The 12029-nt window shown below is 58.8% G+C and carries 10 protein-coding genes and 1 pseudogene; 4 read left to right on the forward strand and 7 right to left on the reverse strand.

Annotation, left to right across the window (positions count from 1 at the left end; all coding sequences use genetic code 11):
• Position 1: 1 nt before the first annotated feature.
• Positions 2-940 (reverse strand): homocysteine S-methyltransferase, encoded by a 939-nt coding sequence (gene mmuM, locus RE418_RS12990; protein WP_089181192.1) that lies wholly within the window; start codon positions 938-940, stop codon positions 2-4.
• The gene (mmuP, locus tag RE418_RS12995; protein WP_049205384.1) at positions 930-2339 is read right to left on the reverse strand and encodes an S-methylmethionine permease; all 1410 of its coding nucleotides are present in this window, start codon (positions 2337-2339) and stop codon (positions 930-932) included. The genes mmuM and mmuP overlap by 11 nt, the downstream gene beginning before the upstream one ends.
• 177 nt (positions 2340-2516) lie before the next feature.
• Between mmuP and RE418_RS13000 the strand changes: the two genes are divergently transcribed.
• From RE418_RS13000 to RE418_RS13015, 4 genes are all read left to right on the forward strand, one after another.
• Positions 2517-3356, forward strand: coding sequence for a ChaN family lipoprotein (locus RE418_RS13000; protein ID WP_025303798.1), 840 nt, complete (start codon positions 2517-2519; stop codon positions 3354-3356).
• 102 nt (positions 3357-3458) lie between these two features.
• Positions 3459-4256, forward strand: coding sequence for an energy transducer TonB (locus RE418_RS13005; protein ID WP_025303797.1), 798 nt, complete (start codon positions 3459-3461; stop codon positions 4254-4256).
• 54 nt (positions 4257-4310) lie between these two features.
• Complete coding sequence (locus RE418_RS13010; protein WP_197813377.1) at positions 4311-6437, forward strand: S9 family peptidase; 2127 nt, start codon at positions 4311-4313, stop codon at positions 6435-6437.
• Positions 6438-6558: 121 nt separating this feature from the next.
• A complete protein-coding gene (locus RE418_RS13015) occupies positions 6559-8820 on the forward strand; it encodes a TonB-dependent receptor domain-containing protein (RefSeq protein WP_089181190.1) in 2262 nt (753 codons plus the stop codon).
• A gap of 232 nt (positions 8821-9052) precedes the next feature.
• Here RE418_RS13015 and RE418_RS13020 read toward each other — a convergent pair.
• The 5 genes and pseudogenes from RE418_RS13020 to hemF form a co-directional block, all read right to left on the reverse strand.
• Positions 9053-9463, reverse strand: a pseudogene (locus RE418_RS13020) (hypothetical protein).
• Between the two features lie 252 nt (positions 9464-9715).
• Positions 9716-10012, reverse strand: coding sequence for a colicin Z C-terminal domain-related protein (locus RE418_RS13025; protein WP_072271551.1), 297 nt, complete (start codon positions 10010-10012; stop codon positions 9716-9718).
• A gap of 65 nt (positions 10013-10077) precedes the next feature.
• Positions 10078-10281: a hypothetical protein gene (locus RE418_RS13030; protein ID WP_072271550.1), complete on the reverse strand. Its 204-nt coding sequence runs from the start codon at positions 10279-10281 to the stop codon at positions 10078-10080.
• 359 nt (positions 10282-10640) lie between these two features.
• A complete protein-coding gene (locus RE418_RS13035) occupies positions 10641-11096 on the reverse strand; it encodes a YaiI/YqxD family protein (RefSeq protein WP_025303794.1) in 456 nt (151 codons plus the stop codon).
• Positions 11096-12016, reverse strand: a complete 921-nt coding sequence (gene hemF / locus RE418_RS13040) for an oxygen-dependent coproporphyrinogen oxidase (RefSeq protein WP_089181189.1) — start codon at positions 12014-12016, stop codon at positions 11096-11098. The genes RE418_RS13035 and hemF overlap by 1 nt, the downstream gene beginning before the upstream one ends.
• Between the last annotated feature and the right edge of the window lie 13 nt (positions 12017-12029).

Consider the following 12029-nt stretch of genomic DNA (forward strand, 5'->3'; position numbering starts at 1 on the left):
CTCATTTCTTACAGCGCGCGGCGATGGCGCGAATATCCTGCGGCGTAGTGCGACAACAGCCGCCGATCAATTGTGCGCCGAGCGCGCGCCACTCTGTCGCCTGATCGACCAGGCTGCCGTGCTCGCCGCCGCACGCGTGCCAGGTTTTGCTGATCGCATCGTAGTGCTCGCCGGAGTTCGGATAAACCAGCAGCGGTTTGTCGGCCAGCGCGCCCAGTTGGCGCAGCGCTGGGGCGACCTTGTCCAGCGCGATGCAGTTGATGCCGATCGCCAGCACCTGCGGATTGCCGCGCAGCGCGGACAGGACTTCCGTCAGCGGCGTGCCGTCGCTGAGATGTTGGCTGTCGCGCAGGGTGAAGGCGAACCAGGCGCCGAGCGTCGGGAACTCCTGCAGCAGCGTCAGCAGCGCCTGCAGTTCGGTGAACGACGGCAGCGTTTCGCAGGCCAGCAGATCGACGCCGGCGGCGGCCAGGGCTGCGAGGCGCGGGCGGTGGAAGGCAATCATGTCATCCTGTGCCAGCCGGTAGTCGCCGCGGTATTCCGAACCGTCGGCCAGATAGGCGCCGTACGGACCCACCGAACCGGCGATCAACAGCGGCGCCGCCTGCGGGTGTGCGGCCAGATAATCGTGGCGCGCGCGTTGCGCCAGCTGCACGCTTTTGGCGATCAACGCCAGCGATTGATCCTGATCCAGGCCGCGGCGCAAGAAGCCCTGCGGCGTGGCCTGATAACTGGCGGTGATGGCGCACTGGGCGCCGGCGTTGAAATAATCGAGGTGTATCTGATAGATAAGCTCGGGATTTTCAATCAGCACCTTGGCCGACCACAGCGGATCGGTCAGATCGCAGCCACGCGCTTCCAGCTCGGTGGCCAGCGCGCCGTCCAGGATCAGCGTGGGGTGTTCGGCCAGCAGGCGGGCGACAGGGTTGTTAACCGACATGTTGTTCTCCCAAAGCGTTTTTTTGCCCGGCGCGCCGGGTCAGGAAATAGGTGAGGTAGCACAGGGCGACGAACGGCAGCCCGCAGTAGAGCGCGATGCGCTGCTCCGGATCGAACGCCAGCCCGATGCAGGCCAGCAGGCACAGCGCAAAGCCGAGGATCGGCGTCAGCGGGTAGCCAGGCGCGCGGTATTTCAAGCCGCTTATCGGCTGGCCGCTGCGCAGGTAGGCGCGGCGGAAAGCAAAGTGGGCCGCGCAGATGCTCAGCCACACCGCCACCACCGCAAAACCGGAGATCGCCGACAGGGCGACAAACACCGTGTCCGGCGCGATCACGCTGGTCAGCAGCGCCAGCACGCCGCCGAGCATGCTGAAGGTCAGGGCGTTGATCGGAATGCCGCGCGCATTGACGCGCGCAAAGTAGGCCGGCAGGGTGCGCTGGTGGGCCAGCGACCACAGCATGCGTCCCGAGGCGTACAGGCCGGAGTTGGCCGCCGACAGGATGGCGGTCAGGATCACGAAGTTGAAGATATCGGCCGCGTAAGGCACGCCGATGCGTTCAAACACCAACACGAACGGGCTTTTGACGATCCCCGCCTGATCCATCGGGATCAACGCCGCCAGCACGAAGACCGTGCCGATAAAGAACAGCATCAGGCGGATCACCGTGGTGCGGATCGCCAGCGGTACGACTTTTTCCGGGTTCTCGGTTTCACCGGCGGCAATGCCGATCAGCTCCGTGCCGGAGAAAGCGAAGTTCACCGCCACCATGGTCATCAGGATCGGCAGCGTGCCGTGCGGCAGCCAGCCGGAAGCGATCAGGTTATGCAGGAACGGCGCCGGCGTGCCGTCTTTCATCGGCAGAAGACCGAACATGGCGGCACCGCCCAGTATGATGAACGCCAGAATGGTCACCACTTTGATCAGCGAAAACCAGAATTCGCTTTCGGCGAAAAAGCGGGTGGTCACCACGTTAAGCAGGAAAATGGCCGCGCAGAAGATCAGGCACCACAGCCACACCGGCGACTGCGGGAACCAGTACTGCATGCAGAATCCGGCGGCGGTCAGGCTGGAGCCGAGCGCCACCGTCCAGGTGAGCCAATACAGCCAGGCGACGGCATAGCCGGTGGCCGGCCCCAGATAGCGCGAAGCATAGACGTGAAAGGCGCCGGTTTCCGGCATCGCCACCGACAGTTCGCCCAGGCACAGCATCACCAGATACACCACCAATGCGCCGATCAGGTAGGCCAGCAGCGTGCCGAGCGCGCCGGTGGTGGAGATGATGTAGCCGGTGTTGAAAAACAGCCCAGTGCCGATCACGCCGCCCAGCGACAGCATCACCAGGTGCCGGGCCTTCATGCTGCGTTTGAACTGTCCTGCGGCGGGTGCCGATGGTTGCATAATAATCTATCCGTATAGACGTCTAAATATCTGAATGGCTATTGGTTATACCCGCAATGCTTTTTCAACGCAATGCGCAGCCGGCGATCGCCGCGTAAAAAAATCGTTAAGCCAAATATATATGCAAATGATAATTATTATCTATAATGTCGCCATTTTCGATAATGGGGCAACATGATGAGATATCTGATTTTATTGGCGGCGTTGGCGCTTGGCGCCTGCAGCCAAACGCCGGTTAAGACACCGGCCAGCGACGTCGTGAGTCTGGGTAGCATCACCGATCTGCACAGCGGCGCGACCCTGACGCCGGAGCAGCTGTTGACGCGATTGGCGCAGCAGCCGCGGGTGATCCTGGGGGAGAAGCATGACAATCCTTACCACCATCAGATTGAGCAATGGCTGGTGCAGCAGCTGCCGCAACGGCGGCCGCAGGGCAGCGTGCTGATGGAGATGATCAACCCGAACCAGCAGGCGCAGGTCGACAAGGTCAAACAGTGGCTGCAGAGCGATCCCACGGTGCGTGACGGCCGCGTAGCGGAACTGATCGCCTGGCAGCCGGGCTGGAAGTGGGAGCTGTATGGCGGGGTGACGATGGCGGCGATGCGTGCACCTTACCCGCTGTGGTCGGCCAACCTGGATCGCAGCGAGATTACGGCGTTCTATCAGCAGCCGCAGTTCCCGGCGGGGCAGCTATCGGCGCAGCCGGCGGTGCGCAAGGCGCTGGAAGAGACCATCCGCACTTCGCACGGCGGCAAGATTGAGGCCGACCAACTGCACGCGATGCTGGCGATCCAGCAGCAGCGCGATCGGCGCATGGCGGAACGTCTGCTGGCGGCACCGACGCCCGCGTTGTTGATCGCCGGTGGCTATCACGCCGCCAAATCGGTGGGCGTGCCGCTGCACGTGCGGGATCTGCAACCGGCGGCGGTGCCGACGGTGCTGATGCTGGCGGAACCGGGCGTACAGGTCGATGCGAATACCGCAGACTACCTGTGGATCACACCATCAGTGAAATGAATACGTTAAGAGAGTGAAAAGGGGTGTTAATTATAGTTGCAAATGATTATCATTAGTAAATGTGATCTGCAATCATTCGCAATTAAGTAAGCTAATGCCCCTATGTTAAGTCAGTCTTACTCCCTCCCGGCCTTTGAACTGCCGCAGCCGCGCTGGGCGCGCGGCCTGCTGCTCGCCCTGGCGGCGCACGCGGCGTTGGTGCTGCTGTTTTACTGGCCGCAGACGGCGCTGGAGCCGGTGGTGTTGCCGCCGCCGGCGGTGATGATGAGCTGGGCGGCGCAGATTGAAGCGCCGGAAAGCAAGCCGCTGCCGCTGGGCGTGCAGCAGGCGGAATCCGCCGCGGCGCAGCCCGCGGAGCAGCAGCAACAGCCGGATCTGCCCAAGCTGGCGCGCGCCGATAAAGCAAAAATCGTGACGGCGCAGAAGAAGCGCGCCGAACACCGTCCCCCGCAAAAAGCGCAGCCGAAGCCGCAGGAACAGGCCAAAGAGACGCGCAATGCCGCCGCGTCCAGCGCCGCCGCGCCGCAGGCGCAGACGATCTCCCACCAGACCGCCGCCCCGATCAACAGCGACGCCAACAGCAATGCGCAGGCCAAACTGTCGTGGGAGAGCCTGGTGAAAGGCAAACTGAACCGCATCAAGGATTACCCTTTGGATGCCCGCAGCCGGCGGCGCAGCGGCATGCCGCAGGTCAGTTTCAGCGTTGACGCGCAGGGACGGGTCTCGAACGTCATGCTGCAGGTGCGTTCCGGCACCGCGTCGCTAGATCGGGAAGCGGTGGCGGTGGTGTCGCGCGCCCAGCCGTTGCCGCCGCCGCCGCCGGAGATGCTGCAACAGGGGGCCGTCAAGGTGACGATGCCGATCGATTTCAATCTGGCGGAGCTGAATGCCCGCCGTTAATGCCCGCAGGCGCCGCATCGCCGTCGTGCGCCTCTTCAAACTTCGTGAGGGATTATGAATCCGCTGTTATCTACCTCGCGCCGTCGCATCGCGGCCGCGCTCTGGCTTTCTTTAGGCGTCGCCGGCGCCGCGCTGGCGCAACCGCAGCCGCCGTTGGCGGAACGCGCGCCGAAAGTGCTGACGGCCCACGGCGAGACGCGCACCGACGATTACTACTGGCTGCGCGACGACAGCCGAAAAGAACCGAAGGTGCTGGACTACCTGAAGGCGGAGAACCGTTATACCGAGCAGATGATGGCGCCGTACCAGAAGCTGCGCGCCACGCTGTATCAGGAGATGCTGGGCCGCATGAGCCCTGACGATCGTTCGGTGCCGTATCAGCTCAACGGCTATCGCTACCAGGAAAGCTACGCCGCCGGTAAAGATTTCGCACTGTATCAGCGCCAGGCGCTCACCGCCGACGCGCCGTGGCAAACCTTGCTGGACGCCAATCAGCGCGCGGCCGGCCACGCCTATTACCGCCTGGGGGCGATGGACGTCAGCCTGGACAACCGCCGCCTGGCGGTAGCCGAAGATCTGCAGGGCCGTCGCCAATACCGCATCTCCCTGCGCGAGATAGACAGTGAGCGTTGGTCGCCGGAAACGCTGGAAAACACCTCCGGCAATATGGTGTGGGCCAACGACAACCAAACCCTGTTCTACGTGCGCAACCACCCGCAAACGCTGTTGCCATACCAGGTCTATCGCCATCAGTACGGGACACCGACGGCGGAAGATAAGCTGGTGTACCAGGAGAACGATCCGGCGTTCTACCTCAGCCTCGGCCGCTCGTCCTCGCGCGATTACCTGATTCTGACCATCAGCGGCAACACCACCTCCGAAGTGCGCCTGATCGACGCCAACCAGCCGCAGCGCGAGCCGCAGCTGTTCGCCGCTCGGCAGAACGGCCGCGAGTATTACCTCGATCACTACCGGGGCGAGTTCTACCTGCGCTCCAACCATCAGGATCCGAACTTCGGCCTGTACCGCACGGCGGCGGCGGGCAAACCGTGGCAGACGCTGATCGCACCGCAGGCGCAGCACGAGGTGGAAAGCTTCAGCCTGTTCCGCGACTGGCTGGTGGTGCAGGAGCGCGCCAACGGGCTGGTGCAGCTGCGGCAAATCAGCTGGGACGGCAAAACCGAGCGCGCCATCCCGTTCGACGATGCCAGCTACATGGCCTGGCTGGGCTATAACCCCGAGCCGGACAGCGATCGCTTGCGCTACGGCTATTCGGCGATGACCACGCCGACCCGCACCTATGAGTGGGATCTGAACAAGGGCGAGCGCACCTTGCTGAAGCAGCAGGAGGTGAAAGGCGTCGATCCCAGCCTGTATCACAGCGAGCGCATCTGGGTCACGGCGCGCGACGGCGTGAAGGTGCCGGTCTCGCTGGTGTACCGCACATCGCTGTTCAAAAACGGGCATAACCCGCTGCTGGTGTACGGCTATGGCGCTTACGGCATGAGCATGGATCCGGCGTTCAGCGCCAACCGCATCAGCCTGCTGGATCGCGGCTTCGTCTATGCGCTGATCCACGTGCGCGGCGGCGGCGAGCTGGGGCAGAGCTGGTACAAACAGGGCAAGCTGACGCACAAACCGAACAGTTTCAACGACTTCATCGACGCCACCCAGGCGCTGATCAAAGACGGCTACGGCCAACCGGGGCGCATCTACGCCATGGGCGGCAGCGCCGGCGGCTTGCTGATGGGGGCGGTGATCAATCAGGCGCCGCAGCTGTACAACGCGGTGGTGGCGCAGGTGCCGTTCGTCGACGTGGTGACCACCATGCTGGACGACAGCATTCCGCTGACCACCGGCGAATACGAGGAGTGGGGCAACCCGCACCAGCCGGCCGCCTATGCGCTGATGAAATCCTACAGCCCGTACGACAACGTGCGCCGGCAGCATTACCCGAACCTGCTGGTCACCAGCGGTCTGTACGACTCGCAGGTGCAGTATTGGGAGCCGGCCAAATGGGTGGCGAAGCTGCGGCGTTTCAAGCAGGGCGATTCGCTGCTGCTGCTTTCCACCGACATGACCGCCGGCCACGGCGGCAAATCGGGCCGCCTGGCGCGGCTGGAAAACGGCGCGCTGGAGTACGCCTTTATTCTGGCGGCGGACCGGCAGGCGCAGAAATAACCTTTAGCGCCGTAGCACGCTGCGGCGCAATAAAACAATAACAACCTTTTACCGCGCTTTCGGCGGGCTTTTTGCTGGGCATTGTCGGCCATCAAACCTTATTGGCTATTTCTGGGGATATATGAAAATCAAAATGATAGCGAGCCTGATCGGCGCGGGACTGGCGCTGTACGGGCAGGCTGCGGCCGCGCAGGAACAGGCGGAAAATAATAAAGGCAGCGTGGCGTTCAGCCCGCTCAACGTCTCGGCCGCCGACAGCGGCAAGAGCAGCGAAAAAGAGGCGTTGGCCCGGCCGGGCGCGTTCAGCTCGCGCGACGAAAACAAAAATCTGGAGTCGGTGGACAGCATTCTGCGCAGCATGCCGGGCACCTATACCCAGATCGATCCCAGTCAGGGGGCCGTCAGCGTCAATATCCGCGGTCTGAGCGGTTTTGGCCGGGTCAACACCATGGTCGACGGCATTACCCAGAACTATTACGGTACTTCCACGTCTGGTGTGATGTCACACGGTTCGACCAATAACCAGGCGGGGGTCTTGATAGATCCCAATTTTATCGTCGGAGTGGACGTGGCGCGCGGTGAGAACAGTGGCGGCAGCGGCGTAAATGCGTTGGCAGGCAGTGCTAACTTCCGCACAATCGGTGTCGATGATGTGATCTTTTCTGGCAATCCTTTCGGGGTGAGAACCAAATTCTCTGTCGGCAGCAACGGCATTGGCCGCAGTGGCATGATCGCCGTCGCCGGTAAGGGGCAGGCGTTTACCGATACCGGCAGCATTGGCGCGATGGCCGCGATCAGTGGGAGCTCCATTTACTCGAACTTCAACAATGGCGACGGTATCAGCAGCGAAGATTTTGGGTACGATGAATTTATGAAGCAAAATCCCAAGTCACAGCTGTTCAAACTGGATATCAAACCGAACGAGTTCAATAGCATTGAGTTTTCCGCCAGGAACTACCAAAACCGCTTTTCTCGGCGCGATATCGATAGCCATGACCTCTACCTCAAATATCACTATGCGCCGTTTTCGGAGTTGGTGGATTTAAACCTCACCGTCAGCACCAGTAAAGGCAATCAGAAATACGACGGCGGTTCGCTGTTCACCTTCTTTAACACCAACGCGGAAAACCGCTCCGATGCGCTGGATATCAATAACACCAGCCGATTCAGCCTGCTGGATACCGATGTAGCCTTCAGCTATGGCGGCAAACTGATGCGCAACCAATACCGCAAGCATGTAGAATCGGCTATAGAGAATTCGCAGACGGCGCAGGAAGCAATAGAAAATAATACCTTTGCGCCATCCGGCGAGCAGCGAATCGGCAGTTTATATACCGGCCTGCAGCTTAACCGGGATATCTATCAGCTCGATCTCAACCTGAACTACACCAGCAACAAGCTGACCGGTTACAAGCCTGAATGCGATTATCGCGTGGAGTGCTTCCCGCAAGGGGCCGCTAGCATCAATTTGAAAGAGCAAGGGTTCAATCCTTCGGTAATGCTATCGGCACAGGTGACGCCGTGGTTGCAGCCATTCGTCAGCTACAGCAAGTCGATGCGTGCGCCGAACATTCAAGAAGTGTTCTATTCCAACTCGGGTGGCGCATCGATGAACCCGTTCCTCAAAGGTGAACGAGCGGAAACCTGGCAGGCCGGCTTCAACGCCAACGGACACGATCTGCTGGTGAAGGAAGACTCTTTACGCCTCAAGGTCGTGGGCTATACCAGTAAAGTGCGCAATTACATCTTCAGTGAATCTTACATGGTGTGCCGCAATGGACGGAAATGCAGCTATCGCGAAAATCTGGAAAACGATTGGGCCGATGCGAGCGAAGATTACTCGGACAATATGTATATCTACGTCAACTCTCTGACGCCGGTGCGTATGCATGGTGTTGAGGTTGAAGCCAACTATGATGCCGGCCGAGCCTTCGCGCGCGTCTCTTTCAGCAAACAGCACACCGAGCAGCCGACCTCCATCGCTAGCACCTATTTCGGCGCCGGGGATATCAATGAACTGCCGGACATGTACTTTACGTTGGATACCGGGGTGCGTTTTCTTGATGAATCGCTAACCGTCGGCAGCATCGTGAAATATACGGGCAAGACGCGTCGCCTGTCGCCGGATTATGAGCAGAGTGAATCGACCGGTGAAATCCTCAAGCAGGAAATGCCGAATATTCCTACCGTTATCGACCTGTACAGCACTTATCAGATCAACCGCAACGTCATGCTGAAATTCAGCGTGCAAAACGTGATGAACAAGAGCTATTCCGAGGCGTTGAACAAACTGAATATGTTGCCGATCCAAGGGGATGACGCGACGGCCGCCAACACTGCCCGTGGACGCACCTATATCTTCGGCGGGGAGGTGCGCTTCTAAACCGCAGCGGAGAAGGGTGCAGTCATGAACTGCACCCCATAAGTTGGACGATGTGAGAGTCGTAATGGGGCCTTCGAACCTCAACTGGTGAAGAAGTACCAGATCACGCAGTCCGACGAGGTTGAGCAGAAGATTATTCGTCTCTTATGCTGAAGGTTAGGGCGTTGCTCGGAATGCCGCGCACGGTGGCGCGCGCAAAGTAGGCTGGCAGGTGGCGCTGGTGGACCAGCGGCTACAGCATGCGCCCAGAAGAATACTGGCCGGAGTTGGTCGCCGACAGGATGTTGGTCAGGATCACGAAGTTGAAGATATCGGCGGCGTAAGGCACGCCGATGTGTTCAAATACCTGCACGAAGACTGTAGAACAGCATCAGGCGGATCATCGTGGTGCGGCTCGCCAGCGCACGACTTTTTCCGGATTATCGGTTTCACAGGCGACGATGCCGATCAGCTCCGTGCCGGAGAAGGCGAAGTTCACCGCCATCATGGTCATCAGGATAGGCAGCGTGCCGATGGTGGAAATGATGTGGCCGGTGTTGAAAAACAGTCCGATACTGATCATGTCGCCCAGCGACAGCATCGCCAGGTGCCGGGCCTTCATGCTGCGTTTGAATTGTTCAGCAGCGGGTGCCGATGGTTGCATAATAATCTAACCATATAGGCACCTAAATATCTGAATGGCTATTGGTTATACCCGCAATGCTTTTTCAATGGAATGCATAGCCGGCGGTGCTGATGCTGGCGGAGCTAGGCGTACAAGTCGATGCGAACACCGCAGACTACCTGCGGATCACACCATCAGTGAAATGAATACGTATGTAAAAATAAGTTATAAAATTAATTATAATAAAAACCCATCGGGGATTATAGAGCCCCGATGGGTTTCATTAATAAATTAAAATTGTTTTGGCAAACCAGAGTCAACCCTGAGCATTTGCCCTAAAGAGAAACTCTTTGCTTGAACCATATCTGTTCCTGTTCCATAGCATGTAATCGTCGCACTTCCTGGTGGGCCTAAAATCTCAGTGATTCTAGGACCCAACTTAGCCCATTTAACACGAATAACACAGGCCGAGGGGGCATTGGAAACCGTATCAAAGTTTACATTATATGTGATTTCGCCAGTGTGGCCACCTAGTTTCATCCAAGGCCCCCAAAACATTGGTGGTGCCCAGATAACGATTGAGCTCATAAATTCTCCTGTTTGACTTTTATCGATAGAATATAATTTTATGATTTAAAAAAATGTTATTTATTTCAATGGTTATGTTCTTCTTTCCAGTTGTCCTCATTTGATATTTCTATAATCTCAATATTTAATCCTTCTACAGCGGATGAAAAATAGCTTAGGGCTTGTTCTTTAGTTGCGATAACTTCTGAAACGCAACTGATGTCACTACCATTATTGTTTTTTAGGATAAACATAAAATAGTGTTTAGAAACCAATGTTTCATTGTTCATATAAACCTCTTATTTCCGAAATAGAACTGTAAAAGAAACTTCATTCAATGGCTGTGTATATAAACATGGTTATTTACACAGTGATTTGACTCTATCGGTTGGGCTTTGATGTGTCAATTGTTGAGAGCTATTCTCATTTGTGTGGTTGAGGAGACAAAACTTTCGGGTAATAAAGTGTCCTGATGGTGAGTCGTGGGCGTTACTGTGGGATGTAGGGAAAGAAGGCGAAATGGACCATTGCTATTTGAACGATGCGGTAACCTCATCCTTTGCCGTGAAATATGTTACGTTGGATTGCGTAGTATAAAGATTGAGGCGCAGTAAGTTTTAAAGTAAAGCGCCTATTCTTGGGGAGACTCTCATTGCGCCCGTTTCGCCTGCAGCAGCCATTTGTCCAGCTCGTTGGCGAACTGCTGGCGGTCGCGCTGGTTCAGGGCGTTCGGGCCGCCGGTCTGAATGCCGCTGGCGCGCAGGGTATCCATAAAATCGCGCATGTTGAGGCGCTCGCGGATGGTGTCCGGCGTATAGCGTTCGCCGCGCGGGTTCAGCGCCACCGCGCCTTTCTCTATCACCTCCGCCGCCAGCGGAATGTCGGCGGTGATCACCAGATCGCCCGCTTCGCAGCGGCGCACGATCTCGTTGTCGGCCACGTCGAAGCCGGCCGCCACCTGCAGCGAACGGATGTACTTCGACGGCGGCGTGCGCAGCGGTTGGTTCGCCACCAGCGTCACGGTGATGGCGGTACGATCGGCGGCGCGGAACAGTACCTCTTTGATTACGTTCGGACAGGCGTCTGCATCGACCCAAACCTGCATCATTTCGCCTCCTGCAGCCAGTCGCGCACCGGCAGGAAATCGCGCTCCAGCGCCGCTTCCGGGCTGTCGCCTTCCGGCTGGTAGTTATACTCCCAACGCACCAGCGGCGGCATCGACATCAGAATGGACTCGGTGCGCCCGCCGGTTTGCAGCCCGAACAGCGTGCCGCGATCCCACACCAGGTTGAACTCCACGTAGCGGCCGCGGCGGTACAGCTGGAACTGGCGCTCGCGCTCGCCCCAGGTCAAGGCCTTACGTTTTTCGACGATCGGCAGGTAGGCGTCGAGGAAGCCCTGGCCCACCGCGCGGGTGAAGGCGAAGCAGTGGTCGAAGTCCGGGGTGTTCAGATCGTCGTAGAACAGGCCGCCGATGCCGCGTGCTTCGTTGCGGTGCTTGATGAAGAAGTAATCGTCGCACCACTGTTTATATTTCGGGTAGACCTCGTCGCCGAACGGCGCGCACAGATCGGCCGCGGTGCGGTGCCAGTGCACGGCATCCTCTTCGAAGCCGTAGAACGGCGTCAGATCAAAGCCGCCGCCGAACCACCACACCGGCGCTTCGCCCGGTTTTTCGGCGATGAAGAAACGCACGTTGGCGTGGCTGGTGGGCACGTAAGGGCTGAGCGGATGGATAACCAACGAGACGCCCATCGCCTGGAAGCTGCGCCCGGCCAGTTCCGGACGGTGCGCGGTGGCCGAGGCCGGCAGGGTGGCGCCGGAGACGTGCGAGAAGTTAACCCCCGCCTGTTCAAACACCGCGCCGTTGGTCAACACGCGGCTGCGGCCACCGCCGCCTTCTTCACGCGTCCATTGGTCTTCGGTGAACACGGCGCCGCCGTCGGCCTGGGCGAGCTGCACGCAGATATGATCCTGCAGCGCCAGCAGGAAGGATTTTACTTCAGCGATGTTAGGTAAACTCATGCGGGGTCTTTAT

It is taken from the genome of Serratia sp. szju (assembly GCF_044594185.1).
Classification (GTDB): domain Bacteria; phylum Pseudomonadota; class Gammaproteobacteria; order Enterobacterales; family Enterobacteriaceae; genus Serratia; species Serratia bockelmannii.